The organism is Vibrio sp. 2-1-2a (assembly GCF_032648565.1).
Lineage (GTDB): Bacteria > Pseudomonadota > Gammaproteobacteria > Enterobacterales > Vibrionaceae > Vibrio > Vibrio diabolicus.
The window spans coordinates 529,362-551,832 of the sequence record NZ_WBOH01000004.1 but is presented as its reverse complement, the minus strand read 5'-3'; the positions used below and the strand labels follow the sequence as shown (position 1 = coordinate 551,832).

Here is a 22,471-nt window from a genome sequence, read left to right as displayed (position 1 = left end):
AGAGATCTATGGATAGTTAAGGGGCAAGGAATGTTTTCGTTTCTGGTCAAGCGCCTGTTTCAGGCACTGATAGTGATGTTTGTGATCAGTTTGGTGGCGTTTGCCATTCAGGACAACCTGGGTGATCCGCTGCGTGAGCTTGTAGGTCAGTCGGTTTCGGAATCGGAGCGCCAAGCGCTACGCGACGAATTGGGCCTGAACGATCCCTTTATCACAAAGTACACGCGCTTTGTGGGTAATGCACTGCAAGGTGATTTGGGTACATCATACTTTTTCAAGCGACCTGCGGTTGAGGTGATCCTCGATAAGCTGGTGGCAACATTAGAGCTCGTGTTTGGCGCGACGCTCATTATTATCGTTTTCTCTATACCACTCGGGGTGTATTCCGCGATTCACCCGAAGAGTGTCTTTACCAAATTTGTTATGGCGATGAGTAGTGTCGGCATCTCGATTCCGGTGTTCCTAACCGCAATCATGCTGATGTACGTCTTCTCCATCGAACTCGGCTGGCTGCCTTCCTACGGGCGAGGTGAAACCGCTAACGTGCTCGGTTGGGAATCTGGCTTCTTTACCATCGATGGTATTAAGCACCTTATCCTACCGTGTATTGCGCTAGCGTCTATCATGCTGCCGTTGTTCATCCGTCTGGTACGTTCAGAAATGCTGGAAGTACTGAGCTCGGAATACATTAAGTTCGCCAAAGCAAAAGGTCTGAACTTACAAAAGATTTATTACCAACATGCACTTAAGAACACCATGCTGCCAGTATTGACGGTAGGTGGCGTGCAGATTGGTACCATGGTGGCTTACACCATCCTAACCGAAACCGTATTCCAGTGGCCGGGTACAGGCTTTCTTTTCCTAGAGGCAATCAACCGTGTCGATACACCGTTGATCACAGCTTACGTTATCTTTGTTGGTCTGATTTTCGTGGTAACCAATACCATCGTTGATTTGCTGTACGGCATCATCAACCCAACTGTGAACTTAACTGGAAAAGGAGCTTAATCATGAGCCAATCAAATGTAACACCAGCTCCTGAAGCCGCTCCATCTGCATGGCAGCGTTTTAAAGAGTCGGACTTCTTGTATTACTTCAAGCGCGACAAAGTGGCGATGGCAAGTTTTACGGTCTTTATGATGTTCTTAGTGTTGGCATTAGCTGCGCCAATTCTAGCTCCGACTGACCCGTATGATCTGACGTCTATCGACATCATGGATTCAGAGCTACCACCGTCTTGGATGGAAGAGGGCGATGAGCGTTTTGTTCTTGGTACTGATGAGCAAGGCCGTGATATTTTATCGACCATTCTTTACGGTTCTCGTTTGTCTTTGACGATCGGCTTTTTAGCCGTCGGTCTTCAGTTGATTCTGGGTATCATCATTGGTTTGTCGGCGGGTTACTTCGGTGGTCGTATCGATAGCTTCTTGATGCGCTTTGCGGATGTTCAACTATCGTTCTCAACCATGATGGTGGCGATCATCGTATCGGCCATTTTCAAAGCCAGCTTTGGCAGCGATTTTTACAGCCAATACGCGGTGGTGATGCTGGTGGTGATCATCGGTGTGGCTGAATGGCCGCAATACGCACGTACCATTCGTGCATCGGTACTGGCAGAGAAGAAGAAAGAATACGTAGAAGCGGCACGCGTGATGGGCTTTAAAGCGCCACGCATCATGTTCCGCCATATTTTGCCAAACTGTCTATCACCAATCTTGGTTATCTCGACGGTACAGGTAGCGAATGCGATCATGTCGGAAGCGGCACTGTCATTCCTAGGTTTGGGTCTTCCTGTTGATCAGCCGTCACTAGGTGCGCTGATCAGCATCGGCTTTAACTACATCTTCTCAGGTGCGTGGTGGATTACTGCCTTCCCAGGCATCGTGTTGGTTACACTGGTTCTGGTTATCAACTTATTGGGTGACTGGTTACGAGATGTATTCAACCCGAAACTGTACAAAGGTTAAGAATTTTCCCGCCAAGCGTTGTAAATTCGCTTAATTCCTTCCTAAACTGAGAGCCGGATGCAAATTCCGGCTCTTTTTTTGCTAGTTATTCTTTGTTCACATTTTTTTGGCGCTTTGCCGCCATAATGACCTTACCCACTAATTTAGAGTGAAGTGTATGGAAATGAAGAAGGCACAACACCCATCTCGTATCTTCCAAGCAAGCCTAGCTTTCGGCTTGTTGCTGGTATGCGCCCAGTTTTCTAGCCCAGTATCGGCGGAGGAGTTCCTTTGCCAAGCTACTCAAGCCAGCGAGAAAGAACTGCCGATGCTTGAGAAAACGTGCCCAATTGGTAACGGAGTATGGGGAAAGAAAGTGCCGCAAGGAGGCAACTACCTCTACTGGATTCAATGCGGATTACTACCAAAGCCAATGTCACTCGCGAAAGCAAAGCCGCTTTACAGCAAGATTACGACCGACGTGTGGATGAAGCCGGAGTCCCAAGGTTATCGCTGTTTGATTGGGCCTTACAAAGATCTGTCTGATGCGAGGGGGGATTTGCGAGGAGTCAAAACCTTGTCGAATTACAAAGAAGCTTTCATCCGCGTGGTTGGAAAAGAGAATAAACAGTCTACGACACCATCTAAACCCGCAGTGCCGTCGAAATCAGCCGCATCTTCGGTTAAGCCAACACCGACGGTGACCCCGAAATCCGCGCCAGTTCCTGCCGTGCGAGCTGATACCGACGCCTTTACAGCGCCGGCAGAGAAGTCAAAGACCAAGGCAAAAAATACACGTGATAATTCTTCTTCCAAGCCTGTTGCTAAGACCAAAGCGAAGCCAGTTGTGAGCGGGAATGATGACATTGAAGTTCGGTTGAGAACCTCCTTACAAGGCAAAACGTACGTGGTGCCGTACTTACTCGACCACCACAATCAGTTTTACATGGAATACGGCAAGCCGTGGAATCGTCTCAACTACGAAAACTCGCAAAAAGTATGTCAGCAACTGGGTATGAGCTTAGCCAGCCCTGCAGAATTCAAAGTGTTGAGGGCGTCTGGTGTGATGGAAAAAAATCAATGGCCACTGCAACTGCCGTATTGGGGCAAAGATAAGAAAGGTTTGTTCGCAGATCGTGAGCCAAACCAGCTCACCGGAACCTCATTATTGAACGTAGTGTGCGTGAAATAACGACTCAAATATTGCGGTCAAAAGATAGAAGAAAGCCCCGAGTTCGGGGCTTTTTTGCGGTCTCAAATATTATCGCTATTTGAGTGGCGTTTCTTTGTGACAGTTAGAGCAGATATACACTTCTTTGATGCCGACCAAGCGTTCCCAAAGCGTTCTGCGTCTTCTACGCAAATGCACGCTATCACAGCAAGGGTTAACGATGGTTGCTTTAGTCATCATCGCCAGGCTCCAAAATCGGGAGCGAACTCGCGATGCTCGTCATGGCTTCTTTGTTGTGAGAGTACAGACCATATTCCGGCGCGGATTCATGACCGTTTTGCTCTTTACTCCAACGAATACCGATGTAGAAGTCACCAAAATCACGGTTGATGTAACGATGACGAGTTTTGTAATCTGACTCTGAGCCTGTTTCTTTTAGAATCAGCAGCTCACGGCCTTCATCACTCTGGATTTCCCAATTACCTGGAGTTTGGAATCCTGTTGGCATGAACGACGTGTAGTTGTAAGTATCAGCGTTGTACTCGTACGTACCTGACGAGTATTTCAGGACTTTGTCGTCGCCCGAGCCTTTACTTTCTACCATCAAGTCATGCTCTACCGTGCCGTGTTTGATGTGTTCTGCAACCGAAAGTGATTCTGCGAATGGTGTGTTGCTTGAATCCATCCAGAACAGCTCATCATCTGAGATTTTAACGATCATCTGAGTGCCGTTATGCTCGGTTGTGTGCTGGTACAGCATTTCATACTCTTCGCCATAGCTGTTGTATAGCTTGCCGTCTTTCAGCTCGACGTCTTCACAGTCTTTACTGTGGTATTCCGCGTAACCAGTTTGTTGGTCCAGAGCGGCAAGAATAGCGTAGGCATCGTGTTCCCATGTGTTTTCTAGGAAGTCGCTGATGCTCGCTTTGTACTCTTGATTCATCTCATCATGGTTTGAGCCCCAGCAGAATAGTAGGCCTTCAGAGTCTTGCATCAACATGGCATAGCCAATTTCACCGTCTTTTTGTGCAAAGCTACCCATTTTCCACTCTTGACCGTTGAAGTGCTCGTGAGTGAAGCCCAAATTCGGTACTACTGGTGGTGGCGTTACGCCTTCGATAACCGTTGGCATGCTAAGCGCAATCTGTACCGCGGTATGGCCATCTGTTGCGCTAATCGCAAGTGCTGCACCAGCTTCGCTCGCTTTTGTCGGTGTGCCTTTAATGGTGACAATCGCATTACCATCCTCAGATACTGTTAGACCTTCAATGTCCACATAGTCCGCTGAGTAGTCGGTGATATGACCGTCTTTATCTTGGAACAAGCTAGAAATATCGAGCGTTTGTTCAAATACTTCACCTTGTTGTAGGTACCAACCATCAACGATGGACTGTAGATGCGCTTGTTCTGTTTCTACAACCATTGGTGGTAAGTTTGCCGATTCGATTTCGAACTTAAATACGGTGCTTACCGTACCCAAAACCTTACCTGAAGAATCAATGTCTTGCGCCGTTAGGACTATCTCAAAATCACCAGCTTTTTCTACGATAGCAGTCGGATATAGAACAATCAGGTTGCCAGTTTGTGCAACTTCAATGCCTGTGCCTGCTAAGTTGTGCGTCAGTTTGGTTGTCACAAGGTTTTGGTCTTTGTCTGTGAAAAGACCTTCGATGTTTAATTCAACGCCATCAAAGCCTGCGCCTTGTACGATTTTTGGTAATTTGCCAAGCTTATCTTTAGCAGCCTCTTCGACGGTTTCGTTTACGGTTAGCTTGTTATTGATTGCCGTTTCAGGTGCTAAGTTGTCGCTATTTGGGGTCGCGTCAGTGATGATTGGGCGTAGGCTTGCATCATTGATGTTTTCGCCGGATGCGATAAGACGATCGACTTCTTGGTTTGCCGCTTGAGCAAATTCAGTGGCCTTTTTCTCGTAGTTAGCTGGGTTTTGCGCTTTTGAGTCGGTCAGAATCTGAGCGGTTTTATGTAGTTCGGCGTTTTTTGTCGCACCTTCAACAAAATCACTGTACAGATCAATTGGTGCTTCTTCTGAGCCTCCTAGCGCTTGGTTTACCTTGGCTTTTGCGTCTTCTTCACTAATGGATGGATCTTTTGCCATTTCAATCGCAACAAGGTCTGTGATAGGTGAAATCACGTTTGACGATGTTGGTGCACGGAACACGATTTCGTGGGCCATGGCTTGGCCTGGATGATCCATATCAACCGTGTATTTGCCAGCGTACTCTTTAGCATCCAAAGCGATAAGCTGTTTCTGCTTTGCACCGTTTGGTGTAATGGTCTGCAGCGCTAGAGTGCTTTCTGGTTTTGCATCCAATTTAAGCTGACCTTTCTCATCGGTCAGACCAAGGAATGTTTCTTGAGTGTCCCATTGGCCGTTGTTGTTCGTATCTTCAAAAACAACTGCATGTTTGAAGTAGCCGTCAAAGCCTGTGATCACAACACCGTTGTTAGCACTGTTTGAACCACCATCTGAACCGCCACAGCCAGTAAGAGCGATAGCCACTGACGCTGCTAATAAACTCACCTTATTCATTATTCATTTGTCCTTGTTTCGTTTCCGAATGAGAAAGTCGCTTTTTTATTGTTTTTATCTTTCAATCTCACTAGTGAGATTGAAGAGAGTGGTGTCTTTTTAATGACTATTGAGCCTAGGTTCAAGACACGAAAAACCGCACAAAACCCGTAAAATTTATTTCTATTTTTTGTCTATGATGGAAAATTGATAATTTGATCACGGTTCCAGTTTTATTTTGGGGATGATTGTTTTGTCAAAATAACCACCTGTAAAGAAAGGTTTATTGGGTGTCGCTAAGGACAGGGGCGTGATAAATCATGTTGATCTTAAATTCCTCAACGCGATCAGCAAATTGAGGGTGAGGTTTAAGCACATAACTGTAGACTTCGCCTGGAATGAATATGTCGTAATCTGTGTATTCAAGGTTGTAAAACATAAATGTTCGTTGCCAGTAATCATCTGGCCATTCAGCACAATGTATTGGAGTTACGCCGTCAAAATCCATTGAGCTAGAGATAATATCGGCAAACTCTCCTCGCCCCGCTACGATAGAGCTGTACCAGTAAAATAAATAATCATGACAAAATAGGTCATGTTGGTTTGATTTCATATTGAGATCAGAGTCCAGTTTGTGCACTGGTTCGTTACCCTGAACACTTCTATCAAATATGTAGTTGCTAGCAGTCCCGTTTATATAACCTCCTCCTGAAATGGGAAAGAGGTAGTCAAACAACGTTCCTTGATATTCGTACTCACCAGTGTGGACATTGATGCGTTTTTCCATCGATTGCTTGTTTTTTTGCATGGTGTAGCTTTCGAATTGTTTGCCATCAAATACGGTGGTGAAATAGTTCTGAGTCTCTTTATGAACCTGAGATGCGTATACCTTTTTGGTGGTCCAAATTTGGCGTACGCCGTGGACATAAACAATCAACGAGTCATCACTGATTTTGTACTCACCCACCTTTTTTAAGTCTCCCTTTTCAGGACACTGGTGTTTGTTGTTTGAGGCGGCATAACGTACCTCGTCATCCTCAAACTGAAACGCTTCGCAATAAACCACTTCATACGCGTACGCGGTACCGCCAAGGTTTTGCGTCGTCTCCAAGCGATAGACAATGCCGCCAATTAACGGGTGTTCCGTGTCATTGTGACCTGGAGTGACAACAGGCAACTCAAAACGTGTTGTGACCCACGCATGGTCGCTGTCGCCGTGGTAATCATCACGCGCCGCTACCGCCAGGTATGTGGTGGTTTTAATGTTCTCTGGTGCACCTAGCACCATCATTTGTCCTTGGTTTAGCACCCTTAATCCATTGGCGTTTTCGAGCCAAATCCGAGTGGTGAGGAGATCACCATCCGGGTCTTCAAACAGTTGGTTAAGATTGAGCGAATAGCTAATCGGAGAGTTTTGGTTGAGCTCCCAAGCATAAATAATGGTTTGTAGCTGTTGTTCCACCGTGAGGTTGATGATGGGTTTATTGTTCTCTGATGGGTCCTCTTTTGAGCGGCTGTCTTCATAACCCACAGACGAGTCGTAAAAAGAGCCGTCTTCTGTAGTATGAAATGGGTTCGTAACTGGCCCTGGTTGTCCTAAAATGGCAGAATTGAAGGCGTCATCACCGTCTTTTGTGTGGGCGTTCTCCAACGCAGAACCTGTCAACGCTTGCTTTACTTCAACTAAAGATGTGCGCTCATATTGACGATGTGTTCGCGTGGTTGATTGGCTTGTGCTGTCTGATGAGTCCGCCGCGGATGCCAAGCTGGATTCGTCTGACATGCAGTATACGCCGAGCAAACCAACGCAGATTGCGCCGATTATCCAAAACTTTTTGCTTCTCATTACGCGTGCGCCATTCGTGATTGCAACCAGCTGCGAGAGAATTTTAGGTCTTTCTCTATTAAGCTTGCGCTGCACTCGAGCAGTTCACTGATTTCTTGGTTTTTCATTCCCATTAAATACTTGAGTTTGAGTGCACTTGATTGGCGTGGGTAACGGCTACTGAAGTTATCCAGCGCTTTATCCATGATAATCAATTGCTCGAAACGATCTTCTTCATCTCTCATCAATGTGATGTGTTGACGCTTTTGTGCTTGGTGCGAGCGTGCGTTATCGATCAAGATTTGACGCATCACTTTGGCGGCCATCAAAAAGAAATCACGTTTTGTTTCAATTTCACTCATGTCGCAGTTGGACATCTTTAGGTAAGCATCATGAATTAATGCCGTGGTGCTGTTGACGCTATCAGCCAATACTTTGTTGTCGGTGCCGTACTTTTCCGCGTTTCGTTCACGCTCGTGTTGGGCGATCTTACGTAACTGCAAATACGCAAATTGGTAAAGCTCACTCTCAGCTTGTTTATCACCAGATTGCCATTGTTGAATGATTTGTGTCAGTGCTACTGCTGTTGCCATGGTTATACATCCTCGCTCACTTTGACAAATTCAGAAATGGTGTGGGTTTCAATGCGATCAGAGCCGTCTCGGTTGCGGAGAACATCTTGTTGATAGCGATATAAAATGCCTTGTTCCCAAGTTGCGCCAGCGGGCAGATATTCCCAAGTGGTGTAATTGATTTCGGCAGGGGTCGTTGACCAACGTACCATGACATTCATTTGCGCAAGCTCGGCTTTGGGTTCGTCATTGTTGACCCACCACATGTCCGCATACTCTTGGGTGACATCTTGGGTGTATAGGCTTGCGTCGGTTGGACAGGTGTCTGCATTGTGCGGCAGTCGCATGACTTGTTGGTGGCGCATCAATAGGCACGATTGTGTCATGGACTGCTGGTGGTATTGGGTCTGCTGCCATACCCCGAGGTAGTCGATGTCGTGTTCGTTCGTGTTAGGGTAGGTAAACCACAGCATTTCTGTACGATTGTGGTGGTGGATGTTTTTTTTACGCCCAAGGCCTTGTACTTTTTCCATCAGTAGCTCAGTACTTGGATCAAAGTTGAGTGCAACGGAGCGGTATTTCCAGTCGCCTTCATCATCAAAGTCTTCGAGAGAGAAGCCATTCAAATCGTTGCGGGTGCACCCTGTGATTGAGCAACCGACGATATTAAACCAATCCGCAAATTTGCCTATCGGCTCGACAATGTCTTCCGTGATAGGGCGCTTCATCGAGAGGAAGCAACCTTGAAAATGATCGCCAATGCTTGGATGCTCAATCAATGAATCTTTGGTGATGGTGAATCGAGTTTCACCAAACGGAGGGCGATATTTAGGATGATGTTGATAACGTAAGTCGTAAGCACAAGCTCGGCCTTGCCAATCTTTCTTTTTGATCACGATGTTTTTGAACGTCATGCCGCTAGGTTCGAAGATGATCTCATCAGAGGCAAAGTTTTTCTCAATGTACTGCTGGCTTTCGTTTAAGTGCTCAATTGCCTCATCGACAGACACCCAGTCGAGATTGAGGTGGCGTTTGGCGTCATCCAGATAATTGAGGTCAAGGCCCTTGAGCTGGTTTTGAAAGCGAGCATCAGACAACACGCGGTTGGCTAAGACAATTTCCTTACGATTCTCAGGCGTACTGTCGAGAGAGAGCAGCAGGCGCGTCATATTGATGCTACGACTGGGTTTGGTTGTTGCCATCGTCGGTGTAAGCACTTCTTGGCTCGATAAGGTTGTCAGCAGATAACCTTTATCATCGTTGCCAAGGAAGAAACTAATCACATCACCAGGTTGGTAGTGAAATGCCCCTTGTTGGGTAACGCCAGTGATATTGGAACTGGTTTTGTAATACAAGCCAGTCACTGGCGCATCGATAAAGTAGCCTTGCTTCAAGGTTGAAGTGGGCGGGTGTGAAGTAGCAGCAGAAGTGTCTGCTGCTAATGTGGAGGTAGCCGTCAATGCAGACAGCCAAAATACCACTGAACGTGTATACATTTTGTTTTAAGCCTTATTGGTTGGTGCTGTCCTCAGACGCACAATTTGGCTGACAACTCATTGGAGTAGTTAGGTGCTTCTTTGGCACCGGTGTCATCATCGCCAACAACATTTTTTGTTTTATATGTTTGGGGATATCTGGATTAGAGAGTATCCGCCTTCGTGTTAACTCCATCATGGAGCTCACCGAGAGGTGTTCGACATTCTGCCCCTTCGCGTGGAAGATAAGGCGGGTCATTTCGTACATCATATCTTCTGCAATCTTCTTCTCTTGTTGCAGTTGGATATTCTTTTGCATCATGGCGCTGCCAAATAGCACACCTGAGAGCACGATGATGCCTGACAATGCAGAAGCAAGAGGGCGCCGTTGCACCAAGCGAAAGGCGCTATACAACGGCCAGTGTTTTTTCTGCTCGATAGGGCGACGTTCGATAATTCGCTCGATATCAATGCGTAGCGCTCGCACATCTGGGTATCGCACTTGGGTGGCTGGACGCGTCGCCCGTCTTATCACCCAATACACATCAGACCAAACCGCTGGTGACGGAAACATCAACGCGAGGATTTTGCCCAATGAATAAACATCGCTTTGTTCTGTCAGTACTTGTCCTGCCTGTTGCTCAGGGCTGGCAAAATTTTGGCTAAACGCAATCAGTGCCGAGGGTGCTCCCTCTCGGGTGGAGTGCGCTTTTTGAGTTAAGTTGAAGTCGAGCAGTTTGGGTCGTTTGCTACGATCAATCAGTATATTTTCTGGTTTTAGATCGGCATGCAAAACATGATGCTGGTGGGCGTGCTCCATCGCCTGACAAATCTGCTTAAACAGCAGCAGTTTTTCTGTCTTTTCCAGCTTATTTTCTGACAGGTATTCATCTAAGGTTTGACCAAATACCCGCTCCATCACGATGTAAACTGAATCTTGATGAAGGCCGCCATCAAACACTTTCGCTATGTATGGATGGTTTAGGCGCGCGAGCAGTTGTGCCTCATCGAAGAGTGCACGTTGTCCCAGCACATTACTCAAATTGCTTTGAATAAACTTGATGGCCAGATCTTGTTCGAACGTTTCATCTGCACGTAGGGCGGCGTAAACGACACCCATGCCACCGCGACCCAACTCATGAGTTAGGCGATACTTACTGATGACTTCTCCGCTTAGATCGACGTCTCGGTTCGTAGCCTGGTGAGCACCAAAGTAAAGTAACTGCGTTAGTTGTTCTTCAGGTGTCTCGTGGGCTAAAAGAGGAACGAGTTGTTGATACAGCTCAGGTTGACTTTGTTGCAATGCTTGGAGGTATTGCTGCTTTTGGGAGTCGTCCAGATCAAGCAAGTGATAGTAAATCTGGGTTTCGCTAGAGCCTAACTGCACTGTGCCTAATGTCTTATTCTTTTAGGTACGGCATTTTATAAGAACTTTGATATAAATGTCATTTATTTATTCGGCTTTGACTCACAATGTATGAAACGCAATTTGGTGGCTAATAGAATAATAACATCATGATTTTGCGAATTATTTTCACTGAGCTTGTCGGCAGAGAGTCTATTCGTCATAATGTTACTTGTAACATTACTGATAAATCACATATTTATGGCTCAACAGAATAAGAAAACTCGCACGACATTGCAGGATGTCGCAGACCAAGTTGGTGTCACGAAGATGACGGTTTCACGTTATATGCGTAACCCTGAATCGGTGGCAGAAAAGACTCGGGCCAAGATTGCGACTGCGATTGAAGAGATGGGATACATCGAGAACCGCGCCCCCGCTATGTTGTCAAAGTCGTCCAGTAAAGCCATTGGTATTTTACTGCCCTCATTGTCCAACCAAATTTTTGCTTCCTTTGTTCAGGGCATCGAGATGGTGACCAAAGCCAATGGCTATGAGACGCTTTTAGCGCATTTTAGCTACGATGAGCTTGAAGAAGAACGCAAGATCGCATCATTACTCTCTTATCAGGTCGATGGACTTATTCTCACTGAAAGCCATCACACGCCGCGTACATTGCAAATGATAAAAAATGCAGGGATCCCTGTGGTGGAAACCATGGAACTACCACCAGAGCCGATTGATATGGCGGTTGGGCTAGATCATGAAGATGCCTCGTACACGGCGGTTAAGCAGATGCTAGATTCAGGTAAGCGTACAATCGTTTATTTTGGGGCGCGTTTGGATACGCGAACCAAGCTGCGTATGCAAGGCTATGATCGCGCGATGACGGAAGCAGGGCTAAAACCTAAGCACGTATTAACGGGTGATCACTCTAGCTTCTCTTTAGCGCATGATTTGCTTGAACGCGCGCTAGAAACTCACCCAACGCTTGATGGCGTATTCTGTACCAACGACGACATCGCGATAGGGACCATGCTGAGCGCGCAACAACGTGGCATTCAAGTTCCGCAGCAGCTGGCGGTTGTGGGCTATAACGCGCTGGATATTGGTCAAACCATCAGCCCGAAACTGACTAGCGTCGATACGCCGCGTTTCAAAATCGGTGAAAAGAGCGCAGAACTTTTGATCGCGCGTCTGAAAGGTGAAGCGCAAGAAGAAAAAGTGGTTGATATGGGGTATCAAATTACCTCAGGAGAGAGTGTTTAACTCGCAGTTAACCGCTCTCTGTATTCGCTCATCAATGGTATTGGCAGGTTAGGGTATGGCACATCAGCTGGATGCATTGGATCTCAACTTAATGCGTTTATTAAAGGCCGTGGTGGAAAACCGCAGCATCAAGCTGGCCGCAATGCAGCTGGGCATTTCTCAACCGAGCGCCAGTCGCGGCGTGATGAAGCTCAAACAAGTGTTTGATGACCCGCTGTTTGTGCGTAAAGCGCATGGGGTTGAGCCGTCACCGATGGCGATACGTCTCGCCGCCGAGTTCGACAACATGATTGCACCACTGGAAAAAGTGGTGCAAGAGTTTGAAGTGTTCGACCCACTGCAATACCAAGGGCAGATCGCGATTGTGACCGACCCTTATTTGATGGATGAGCAAGGGCAGCGATTGCTAACTGGCTGTCATCGAGCCTTTCCCAAAGCGCACTTTGCCTTTTCCAGTTGGAACAGTTACTCGCACGATGAAATGCTAGAGGGCGAGCACGATTACTGCATTCTTGACCAAGAGACCGAGCTGTCGAAAGACATTTATATGCGTCCGTTGTTTGTTGAAAAACGGGTGATTTTGGCACGTAAAAACCACCCGACGTTATCGAAAGTCAGTAATGATTGGGACACGGTGTCCAAACTGCCTCTGGTGTCTCTGCCTGCGCCCGCTTCGTATAAACCACTTTGTACCGTGGAGTCTGAGTATCGCCGCATGGGCTATGAGCCTGTGGTGTTATTGAAATCCTATAATTTGCGCGTGGCTTGCCAAATGCTGCAAGAAACCGACGCGATTATGTATGCCAGTCAAAGCTCAGCAGTATTGATGCCGGAGCTGGACTCTTACGCGATGCCTTTGGTCAACCGTGAGTTTAGCCAGTTTGTCGTCTCTGGCGGTTTCTTACAAACCAATCGCAACCATCCTTTGCACCGACACTTACATAAAGTGGTACGCCAAACCCTGAAGACGCCATTAATTTTCGCACAGTGATGACTGGTTATTGTATCGCGTCACCGAGATTCTCTGCATAAAATAACCATGAAGAAAATATGTGATTACATAGACAACTCGATCCTATAGATATTCAAAAATGAATATCTCAATTACCTGTCTCTTTTTCCTGCTCAGCGCTAACCTTAGCTCAAATAGTCAGGAGAAGTGGCTCATTTTTATCTTTTTAACTTTTTGAATGTCGATACAGATGCGTGACATTCACCATTCTCCGTTATGCAGTTTTTTAATTTCTGATGGAGGATTCATCATGCTAGTTGCACGTCTATTTTTATTGCTCGCCATCGTTGCCGAAGTAGCAGGCACCAGCACCATGTCTTTTATCGGACAAGGTCATGGATGGTTGGGCTACATCGTGATGTACGTATTGATTGCGGTGTCGTACTACTTCCTCTCGATTGCAGCGAAAAAGATTTCTATCGGCGTGGCATACGCTGTTTGGGAAGGGTTGGGTATCTCATTGATCACGGTCGTTTCGATCGTGTTGTTTGATTCTGACTTAAATACCCAAGAGCTGCTTGGTTTGATGTTAGCTGTCATCGGCATCGTTTGTGTGACTTTAGGGGAGTCACACGGTCAATCTAACACCAAGAAAAACGCCGATAAACTGGCAAAAGAACGTTCATTTTCTACAAGTGTAAGGTGTGAATCATGAGTCAATTTTTTACGATGTCATTTGGATTTGTCGTGATGGCTGCCTTGGTCGATATTGTGGCGAACATGGCGCTCACACGTTCTCACGGCTTTAAATACAAAGGCTGGGGCATTACCGCGATTGTGTTGGTACTGGCTGCGTTCACGCTGTTGGCGCAAGCGGTGAAAGAGATCGACTTAGCTATTGCTTACGCCTCTTGGGGCGCGATCGGTATCTTGGGTACCGCAGTGGGTGGAGCCTTGCTGTTTAAACAGAAACTCAAGCCAATCGGCTGGTTTGGTATCTTTGTGGTGATTGCTGCGGTCGTGGTGATGAAAACCGCTTAATGCAATCCTCTGAGCCCCAGATATCTTCATTCGGAACAGCGAGGGACGAGCGTGATTCAGAACCTACCAACAAAAAGTGCTGTGACAGAGTTGTTTTCTCTAGCTTTACAGCACCTTGATAGTAGATTCCTGATCTCGCCTAGGCTCGTCGAAATGACGGAGTCATTCATTTTTAAGAAGAACAGTGACCAACCCCAAAGCTCGTCATTCTGAACAGCGAGGGACGAGCGTGATTCAGAATCTACTAACAAAAAAGTGCTGTGGCAGAGGGATTTTCTCTGGCTTCACAGCATTTTGCTATTAGATTCCTGATCTTGCTTAGGCTTGTCGAAATGACGAGGTTTTTCTTCTCGCCTTAAACAATGAAGCTTGCGCCTTCTTCTGCGCTAGAGACGTTTTGGCGGATCACGCTAAACAAGCCTCGTCCCCATGTTTGTTGGGTGGATTCGGTATCGAAATGAATCAACTCGCGACCAGTGGTGTCGCTTAAGTTGTTCAGTTCGCCCGTTTGGCAATCAAGGTGAATCAAATCGCCATTGCGCACCAAACCAATCGCGCCACCACGAATGGCTTCTGGAGAAACATGAATCGCAGACGGAATTTTACCTGACGCGCCAGATAAGCGACCGTCAGTAACCAACGCCACTTTAAAGCCCGCTTTTTGCACGTTACCTAAAATTGGCATCAGCTTGTGCAGTTCAGGCATGCCGTTTGCTGCTGGGCCGTTGTGTGTGACTACAACGATGCAATCTTTGTTCAGCTCACCACGTTTGTACGCGGCTTCCACTTCATGTTGGCATTGGAATACGATCGCAGGTGCAACAATCACGCGTTGCTCTTCTTTCACCGCAGACACTTTCACCACGGCTTTACCCAAGTTGCCAGTCAGTACGCGAGTGCCGCCAGTGTTTTGGAAAGTGGCGTCCGGTTTGGCGATCACGTCACCGTCTTGGCTGCCTTGGCACGGTGTCCAAGTCAGTTGGCCATCGATAAGGCTCGGTAGCGTCATTTGGTCTTCAAATTCACCAAACACGGGTTTCACATCGCGATGCAAAAGCTCGGATTGGTTCAAGCGGTGCAATAACGCAGGCACGCCCCCCGCGTCTTGGAACGCGTTCATATCGGCTGGGCCGTTCGGGTAAACGCGAGCTAACAAAGGAACCACATCCGACAGATCGCTGATGTCTTGCCACGTGAGCAAGATGCCAGCAGCACGCGCCACGGCGATCATATGAATGGTGTGATTGGTGCTGCCGCCAGATGCAAGTAGAGCGATGATGCCGTTGACCAAGCTCTTTTCTGTGACCACCTCGGCCAGCGGACGGAAGTGTGCAGAACCCGCCGTCATTGAGGCGATTTTCAGAGCCGCGTGATCGGTTAACGCTTTACGCAGTTGGGTATGGGGATGAATGAATGCCGAACCTGGCAGCATCAAGCCCATGGCTTCGAACACCAACTGGTTGGTGTTGGCGGTGCCGTAAAACGTACACGTACCCGCAGAGTGGTAAGCGCGACACTCCATATCCAGCAGAGCGTCTTTGCCGACTTCACCCGCTGCGTATTTTTGGCGTACGTCGACTTTCTCTTCGTTGCTGATGCCTGTTGCCATCAGACCCGCTGGTACAAACGCAGTCGGTAGGTGCGCGTAAGACAGCGCGCCCATAAGTTGCCCCGGGGCAATTTTGTCACAGATACCAAGCAGTAATGTGGCATCAAAGACATTGTGACTCAAAGACAACGCCGTTGATTGCGCAATTAAGTCACGCGAAAACAGCGACATATCCATGCCTGCTTGACCTTGAGTCACCCCATCGCACATCGCTGGCACACAACCTGCGACTTGCGCTGTATGTCCGTAGTCCGCCAGCACTTGTTTGATTTGCGCTGGGTAGTCTTGGTACGGCTGGTGGGCGCTCAACATGTCGTTGTAGGCGCTGATCAGCGCGACATTGGCATGAGTAAAATCGAGAATATTTTTCTTTTCAGAAGAGCAAGAAGCGGCGACTGCATGGGCTAAGTTACCACAAGATAAACCAACACGGCCTTTGCCAGCTTCGGCTTGCACTTCGGTGCGAGCAAGAAACGCAGCGCGCGCTTCACGGCTGCGCTCGGTCAAACGTTGTGTGACCTCAAGAACAACAGAGTGAGTCATTACGCCACCTCGATCGCTTGCATTTTGATTAGCTCAGCGGCAGAGCGTTCCACCACGTCGCTGATGTCTCCGTCGATACTGACGATCAGAGTTTGAGGCTCGTTGTCTGGGCGCTCTAGCGTCTCGAATTGGCTCTTCACCATGTTTTCTTTCATGAAGTGGCCTTTGCGCATACGCATGCGATTAAGGATCAACTCCATATCGCCATCAAGGAACAGGAAGGTCACGTTGTCGTTGCCTTCGCGGATCTGATCGCGGTAAATCTTTTTCAGTGCTGAACAGACAATAATGCCGTGTTCGTTTTTGCTTTCTAGGCTGTACGCCGCATCACGAATGCGTTCTAGCCATGGCTTGCGATCATCATCGTTCAGAGGCTGGCCCGATGCCATTTTCTGAATGTTCGCTCGTGGATGAAGATCATCACCATCAATGAATTTACGCCCTAGCTTTTTCGCTAGATGCTCACCAATTGTGCTTTTACCACTAGCACAAACGCCCATAACGATGACACTACTACCAGCCATAACTTATCCTCATAACCAAATTTGCGCGTGATCTCAATTTTTGAATTCACTTTAAAATATGGGTTTATCTTATTCATGTTATCGGTAACATGTTACCGGTAACTGAAATAAATGTGAACCATAACACAAACAATAATTCTTAAAGGTGAACCTATGGAGCAATTAACCCAAGCCCCAGATCCTACGTTCCTACTGACGATTGCAGGCCTTGCCATTGCAGCGTTACTCGTTCTGATCATTAAACTGAAAGTCCATGCTTTTGCTTCCCTTACTATGGTGAGTTTAGGCACAGCAATCGCCACTGGCGTTCCTTCAGAGAAAGTCGTATCGACCATGATGGGCGGCTTCGGCGGCACACTGGCTTCCGTGGCATTACTGGTTGGTCTTGGTGCGATGATCGGTAAAATTCTTGAAGTGACTGGCGGTGCGAAAGTGCTGGCAGACACTTTGATTGGTCGCTTTGGTAAAGAGCGCGCACCATTTGCTTTGGGCGTCGCTTCATTACTGTTTGGCTTCCCAATCTTCTTCGATGCAGGCCTTGTAGTGATGATGCCAATCATCCTAAGTGTGGCGGCTCGTTTTGGTGGCTCGCCAATTAAATACGCGTTGCCTGCAGCCGGTGCTTTTGCGGTTATGCACGCGTTTGTTCCACCACACCCAGGTCCGGTTGCAGCGGCAGAATTCCTTGGCGCAAACATCGGTCTGCTATTGGTGGTGGGTATTTTGGTTGCTATTCCCACTTGGTACCTTGGCGCTTACCTATTTGGTTTGTACGCGGGCAAAAAATTCGATATCCCACTATCTAAAGCCTTCTTTAATGGTGAAGCGATGGTGGATGAGCGCAACGCACCAAAATTTGGCACGGTTATGACCATCCTTGTGCTGCCAGTCCTGCTAATCTGTTTGGATACGGTATTGAACACACTGGCGGTTGCAGGTTTGATTGATGGCAAAACGGCACTGGTTGAGTTCCTACGTATGCTAGGTAAAACCCCAGTCGCGTTGCTGATTACTTTGATTGTCTGTCTGGCTGTGTTTGCCAAAGACTACGGCATGGCAAAACTAGAAAAATTGTGTGGTGAGTCATTGGCTCCAATCTGTGGCGTTATCCTAGTAACGGGTGCTGGTGGCATGTTTGGCGGCGTACTGCGCTCAAGCGGCATCGGTGATGCACTGGCTGACGTTCTTACAGATACAGGTATGCCTGTGATTGTGGCGGCGTTTGTTATTTCAACCTGTCTGCGTGTTGCTCAAGGCTCGGCAACGGTAGCGCTAACCACTACGGCAGCTCTTATCGCGCCAGTTGTGGCTGCATCAACAGGTTTGAGTGAACTAGACCTTTGCTTTATCGTAATCGCGATTGCGGGTGGTGCAACGGTACTGTCTCACTTCAATGACTCTGGTTTCTGGTTGGTATCTCGTTTGCTTGAGATGGATGAGAAAACCACATTAAAAACTTGGACGGTAATGGAAACGTTACTTGGCGGTATCGCGTTTATTATCGTCGCAACATTAAGCTTTATTCTTTAGAGGTTCCCCATGACAACACTTGAACAACGATTAAGAGAAATCAAAATCGTCCCAGTTATCGCAATCAACGACGTAGCACACGCTCTGCCACTGGCAAAAGTGTTGGTAGAAAACGGTTTACCATGTGCGGAAGTGACATTCCGCACCGAAGCGGCGGCGGAGTCGATTCGCATCATGCGTGAAGCGTACCCAGAGCTGTTGATTGGCGCGGGCACCGTTCTGACCACAGAACAAGTGGATATCGCAATCGAAGCGGGCGTGGACTTTATCGTTAGCCCAGGCTTCAACCCAACCACAGTGAAATACTGTCAGCAACGTGGCGTGACTATCGTACCGGGTGTAAACAATCCAAGCTTGGTTGAGCAAGCGATGGAAATGGGTCTGCGTACGTTGAAGTTCTTCCCTGCTGAGCCATCAGGCGGTGTAAACATGCTGAAAGCACTCACGGCGGTTTACCCAGTTGAATTCATGCCAACAGGTGGCGTAAGCCCATCTAACGTGGAAGATTACCTAGCGTTGAAATCGGTTGTGGCTTGTGGCGGTACGTGGATGGTGCCAACCGCAATGATGGACAACGGCGATTGGGAAGGCATTGCTGAATTGGTTCGCGCAGTTAAGTAAAACGCACAAACGGCTCCGAAATGTCCCCGAACGTTGGGAAACGTGATACGAAAAAGGGTCATCAAGTTACTTGATGGCCCTTTTGCTTTTGGAATGAAGCGGCTTTAGAAGTGATGCTTCATAAAGCGCTTAATAAAGCGAATGAAATCGGCTTCGGCTAGCTTCGCGCACTTCAATGTTTGGGCGTGAGACAGTTCTACATCTCCCAAGCCTTCTGCCATGTTGGTGATCGCGCACACTGCCAATACGGGTAAGCCGCAATGCGCCGCAGAAATCACTTCTGGCACGACCGACATGCCCACTACATCACCACCGATGATTTGCATCATGCGGATTTCGGCTGCGGTCTCAAAGTTGGGGCCTGTGTAAGAGACAAACACACCTTCATTCAGGTGAATGCCATTGGCTTTGCCGACTTCAAACGCTTCTGCACGCAGGTCTTTGTCGTACGCATTGGCGAGGCTGAAGAACCTCGGGCCGTACTCTTCATCATTCGGACCGATCATTGGCGACTCAGGCATGGTATTGATGTGATCATGAAATACCACCAGAGAACCGACATCAATACGCTCAGGGCGAAGTGAACCTGCCGCGTTGGTGACGAGCAGAAACTCACAACCCAGCTTTTTAAAGGTGCGCACGGGCGTGGTCATGACCTTCATTGAGCCGTGTTCGTAGTAGTGACCGCGGCCTTTCATGCACACTACGTCTACGCCGCCCATGGTACCAAGTACCAACTCACCAGAATGACCTTGCACGGTGCTAACCGGAAAGCCTTCGAGCTCTTCGTATGGAATGACCACTTTGTCTTGTAGTTCGTCTGCCAATACGCCTAAGCCAGAGCCTAAAATAAACGCCGCTTTAGGTTGGAAGTTTGGTTTGCGTTCGCGAATGGTTTGTAGCGCGCCGATTACTGGATCGTGATTCATGTTAGTCACCTTCTGGTTGTGTGTTGATTCCATTGTGTGACTTTCTGCGCTGGTTATCTTTGCTTTATTCGCTACTATCATCCTTAAAAAGAGGATGATGAAACTCGCTAGGACCTAATGCATGAAGTCAGAACCATTTGAGCGCGTGACGCTGAAGATGCTGCGTTACTTTTACGAGGTCGCACAAACCAAGCATTTCACTAAGGCGGCCGAGAACCTCAATATCACCAATTCGCCGTTGAGCAACCGCATCAAAGAGTTGGAAGAGGTGCTTAACGTCAAACTGTTTGAGCGTGATTCAAGAAACGTCATGCTGACGGAGGCCGGGCGATTGTTGGAGTCCAAATGCCAACTGATTTTTCAGACCTTGGATGTCTCGCTCAATCAAGTGCAGCAAGTGGGGTTGAACCAGAGAAACATCTTGCGAGTTGGTGTGGTAAGTAGCGCATTTTGGGGCGGATTTGATCGTCTGTTACAGCGCTTCCATGCTGAGCATGACACTTATCACGCCGACATTTTTGACCTCAACCCAGAGACGCAAAAGAAGCATCTGAGTGAGAAGAAAATCGACGTGGGTATTGTGCGCTTTGCCGATGCACTCAACATTTATCCGTATCAGTCGGTATCTTTGGGCAAAGATGTGTTTGTGGTGGCGGTGTCGGAGCAACATGAGTTAGCCAGCAAATCTTTGCTGCGGCTCCAAGATTTAAAGACGTGTGAGTTTGCGTTTATGAGTTTGGCGAATTCTGCCTCGGCAAACTTCATCATCAATGCCTGTCTGCAAGAAGGCTGTTCACCCCATATTGGCAAACAAGTGGTGGAGCCAAGCACCTTGATGGCGTATGTAGCAAACAGCAACACCGTGACGTTGGTGCCGTCGACATTTTCTCAGCATCATTGGCATGGGATTCGTTTTATTAAACTGAAAGAGTCACTGCGTGCAGACTTGTGTCTGATTCATGATGGTAAGCAGGAGAGTGCTATCAAAGCCGAGTTTGTTCGCACGTTATTGGAGAATGCGAGTTAAGTATGGGCAAACAAAAAAGGTCATCCTAAGATGACCTTTTCAAATGATTCGCTGAAATCAGCAATGCGATTAGCGCGCAATTAACGCATCGTTACGAACTCTTCTGAGCCCGTTGGGTGGATAGCCACAACAGAGTCGAAGTCTGCTTTGGTTGCGCCCATCTTCATTGCTACGCCGAAGCCTTGGATCATTTCATCTACCGTGAAACCGATGCCGTGTAGACCAACAACTGTTTCTTCTTCGCCAGCACATACAAGCTTCATCTTACATGGTTGACGGTGTTTAGTAACGGCGGTGTACATCGCAGTAAAGCTAGACGTGTAGACTTTGATATTGTCTTTGCCGTACTTCTCTTCCGCTTCTTGCGTTGTAAGACCGATAGTGCCGATTGGTGGGTGGCTAAATACCACAGTTGGTACCAAATCGTAGTCCATCTTCGCGTTTGGTTTGTTGTTGAACAAACGCTCAGAAAGTTGACGACCCGCTTTCACTGCTACTGGCGTTAGCTCGATACCGCCTTCCATGATGTCACCCACACAGTAGATGCCTTTCACGTTGGTTTCTTGGTATTCGTCTACCTTGATGTAGCCTTTTTCGTTCGTTGCCACGCCGGTTGACGCTAGGTTGATTGCGTCTGTTGCTGGGTGACGACCGATTGCCCAAATCAGTTGGTCAACGTTTTGGCTCTCACCGTTTTCTAGGTGCAGAGTTAGGCTGCCATCGGCTTCTTTTACCACTTCTTTTGGTACAGAGTGGGTGTGCAGTTTTGGACCTTCTGCGTCCATCACTTCAACCAACGTATCGATGATCATTGGATCGAAGCTACGTAGTGGAGACTCTTTACGTACGAACAGGTGCGTTTCTGTACCTAGCGCGTGCAGTACGCCAGCAATTTCAACTGCGATGTAGCCTGCGCCCACAACCGCAACGCGTTTTGGTTGCTCTGCTAGGTCGAAGAAGCCGTTTGAATCGATGCCGTATTCAGCGCCTGGAATGTTTGGAATAGTAGGACGACCACCAACCGCGATCAGGATGTGATCTGCTGTGTAGTGTTCACCGTTTACTTCGACCGTTTTTTCGTCAACAAACTTAGCAAAGCCTTTAATCACGTTTACTTTGTTGTTGCCAAGAACGCGATCGTAAGATTGGTGAATACGACCAATGTACGCCTGACGGCTCTCAACCAGCTTGCTCCAGTCGAAACCTTTCACGTCGACATCAAAACCGTAATCTTCTGCGTACAGGTTCATTGCTTCTGCGATTTGTGCGCCGTGCCACATCACTTTCTTCGGTACACAACCTACGTTGACACAGGTACCGCCAAGGTCTTGAGCTTCGATTAGCGCAACTTTCGCGCCGTACATCGCCGCACGGTTTGCAGATGCGATGCCGCCACTGCCGCCACCGATACAGATATAGTCAAAATGAGTCGCCATTACTTTCTCCAAGAGCTTATAAATTTTATCTGGTACATAGATAGATTGGGATGACCTTGCCCGAACTCAATGCCACCGTTATCCCACTATCATAAATCTAATTCGACTAATTCCTAAATGGGAAAA

At 47.7% G+C, this 22,471-nt stretch carries 20 protein-coding genes; 10 read left to right on the top strand and 10 right to left on the bottom strand.

Features of this window, described 5'->3' with window-relative positions; translation table 11 throughout:
* Positions 1-30: 30 nt before the first annotated feature.
* The 3 genes from F7Y48_RS14330 (at position 31) to F7Y48_RS14320 (ending at position 3,138) form a co-directional block, all read left to right on the top strand.
* A complete protein-coding gene (locus tag F7Y48_RS14330; protein ID WP_031780394.1) occupies positions 31-1,008 on the top strand; it encodes an ABC transporter permease in 978 nt (325 codons plus the stop codon).
* A gap of 2 nt (positions 1,009-1,010) precedes the next feature.
* Positions 1,011-1,967, top strand: a complete 957-nt coding sequence (locus F7Y48_RS14325; protein ID WP_005394358.1) for an ABC transporter permease — start codon at positions 1,011-1,013, stop codon at positions 1,965-1,967.
* Positions 1,968-2,124: 157 nt separating this feature from the next.
* Complete coding sequence (locus F7Y48_RS14320) at positions 2,125-3,138, top strand: SPOR domain-containing protein (protein WP_316684844.1); 1,014 nt, start codon at positions 2,125-2,127, stop codon at positions 3,136-3,138.
* Positions 3,139-3,213: 75 nt separating this feature from the next.
* Here F7Y48_RS14320 and F7Y48_RS14315 read toward each other — a convergent pair whose 3' ends face one another.
* From F7Y48_RS14315 to F7Y48_RS14290, 6 genes are all read right to left on the bottom strand, one after another.
* Positions 3,214-3,357, bottom strand: a complete 144-nt coding sequence (locus F7Y48_RS14315) for a hypothetical protein (protein ID WP_012841245.1) — start codon at positions 3,355-3,357, stop codon at positions 3,214-3,216.
* Positions 3,347-5,668, bottom strand: coding sequence for an acid phosphatase (locus tag F7Y48_RS14310; protein WP_316684843.1), 2,322 nt, complete (start codon positions 5,666-5,668; stop codon positions 3,347-3,349). Before F7Y48_RS14310 ends, F7Y48_RS14315 begins: the two co-directional genes overlap by 11 nt.
* Before the next feature lie 262 nt (positions 5,669-5,930).
* Positions 5,931-7,493, bottom strand: coding sequence for a hypothetical protein (locus F7Y48_RS14305; RefSeq protein WP_316684842.1), 1,563 nt, complete (start codon positions 7,491-7,493; stop codon positions 5,931-5,933).
* Positions 7,493-8,065, bottom strand: coding sequence for a sigma-70 family RNA polymerase sigma factor (locus F7Y48_RS14300; RefSeq protein ID WP_005394366.1), 573 nt, complete (start codon positions 8,063-8,065; stop codon positions 7,493-7,495). The genes F7Y48_RS14305 and F7Y48_RS14300 overlap by 1 nt, the downstream gene beginning before the upstream one ends.
* A gap of 2 nt (positions 8,066-8,067) precedes the next feature.
* A complete protein-coding gene (locus tag F7Y48_RS14295; RefSeq protein WP_316684839.1) occupies positions 8,068-9,540 on the bottom strand; it encodes a chromosome partitioning protein ParA in 1,473 nt (490 codons plus the stop codon).
* 13 nt (positions 9,541-9,553) lie between these two features.
* A complete protein-coding gene (locus F7Y48_RS14290; RefSeq protein WP_085343348.1) occupies positions 9,554-10,906 on the bottom strand; it encodes a serine/threonine-protein kinase in 1,353 nt (450 codons plus the stop codon).
* 219 nt (positions 10,907-11,125) lie between these two features.
* On the opposite strand from F7Y48_RS14290, the gene F7Y48_RS14285 reads away from it, so the two are divergent.
* The 4 genes from F7Y48_RS14285 to F7Y48_RS14270 all read left to right on the top strand — a co-directional run bounded on the left by F7Y48_RS14285 (position 11,126) and on the right by F7Y48_RS14270 (position 14,126).
* A complete protein-coding gene (locus F7Y48_RS14285; protein WP_256954510.1) occupies positions 11,126-12,133 on the top strand; it encodes a LacI family DNA-binding transcriptional regulator in 1,008 nt (335 codons plus the stop codon).
* Between the two features lie 55 nt (positions 12,134-12,188).
* Positions 12,189-13,124, top strand: coding sequence for a LysR family transcriptional regulator (locus F7Y48_RS14280; protein WP_048624586.1), 936 nt, complete (start codon positions 12,189-12,191; stop codon positions 13,122-13,124).
* A gap of 271 nt (positions 13,125-13,395) precedes the next feature.
* Entirely contained in the window at positions 13,396-13,800 is a 405-nt protein-coding gene (locus F7Y48_RS14275) for an SMR family transporter (RefSeq protein ID WP_012841241.1), read from the top strand.
* Positions 13,797-14,126, top strand: a complete 330-nt coding sequence (locus F7Y48_RS14270) for an SMR family transporter (protein WP_053807555.1) — start codon at positions 13,797-13,799, stop codon at positions 14,124-14,126. The genes F7Y48_RS14275 and F7Y48_RS14270 overlap by 4 nt, the downstream gene beginning before the upstream one ends.
* A 355-nt stretch (positions 14,127-14,481) precedes the next feature.
* Here the strand turns inward: F7Y48_RS14270 and edd are convergent, their stop codons facing one another.
* Together edd and F7Y48_RS14260 are read right to left on the bottom strand one after the other, a co-directional pair.
* Positions 14,482-16,278, bottom strand: coding sequence for a phosphogluconate dehydratase (edd, locus tag F7Y48_RS14265; RefSeq protein WP_316684833.1), 1,797 nt, complete (start codon positions 16,276-16,278; stop codon positions 14,482-14,484).
* Positions 16,278-16,802 carry a gluconokinase gene (locus F7Y48_RS14260; RefSeq protein ID WP_005467756.1) on the bottom strand — a complete coding sequence of 175 codons (525 nt, stop codon included), beginning with the start codon at positions 16,800-16,802 and terminating at the stop codon, positions 16,278-16,280. The genes edd and F7Y48_RS14260 overlap by 1 nt, the downstream gene beginning before the upstream one ends.
* Positions 16,803-16,955: 153 nt before the next feature.
* On the opposite strand from F7Y48_RS14260, the gene F7Y48_RS14255 reads away from it, so the two are divergent.
* Both F7Y48_RS14255 and F7Y48_RS14250 read left to right on the top strand, forming a co-directional pair.
* The gene (locus F7Y48_RS14255; protein ID WP_005478622.1) at positions 16,956-18,332 is read left to right on the top strand and encodes a GntP family permease; all 1,377 of its coding nucleotides are present in this window, start codon (positions 16,956-16,958) and stop codon (positions 18,330-18,332) included.
* A gap of 9 nt (positions 18,333-18,341) precedes the next feature.
* The gene (locus F7Y48_RS14250) at positions 18,342-18,953 is read left to right on the top strand and encodes a bifunctional 4-hydroxy-2-oxoglutarate aldolase/2-dehydro-3-deoxy-phosphogluconate aldolase (protein ID WP_005394384.1); all 612 of its coding nucleotides are present in this window, start codon (positions 18,342-18,344) and stop codon (positions 18,951-18,953) included.
* A gap of 104 nt (positions 18,954-19,057) precedes the next feature.
* Here F7Y48_RS14250 and xapA read toward each other — a convergent pair whose 3' ends face one another.
* Positions 19,058-19,882, bottom strand: coding sequence for a xanthosine phosphorylase (gene xapA, locus F7Y48_RS14245; RefSeq protein WP_005379149.1), 825 nt, complete (start codon positions 19,880-19,882; stop codon positions 19,058-19,060).
* Between the two features lie 121 nt (positions 19,883-20,003).
* Between xapA and F7Y48_RS14240 the strand changes: the two genes are divergently transcribed.
* The gene (locus F7Y48_RS14240) at positions 20,004-20,909 is read left to right on the top strand and encodes a LysR family transcriptional regulator (protein ID WP_316684820.1); all 906 of its coding nucleotides are present in this window, start codon (positions 20,004-20,006) and stop codon (positions 20,907-20,909) included.
* A gap of 80 nt (positions 20,910-20,989) precedes the next feature.
* Here F7Y48_RS14240 and gorA read toward each other — a convergent pair whose 3' ends face one another.
* On the bottom strand, positions 20,990-22,345 hold the full coding sequence (gene gorA / locus F7Y48_RS14235; RefSeq protein ID WP_301569015.1) for a glutathione-disulfide reductase: 1,356 nt from the start codon (positions 22,343-22,345) through the stop codon (positions 20,990-20,992).
* Positions 22,346-22,471: the final 126 nt, after the last annotated feature.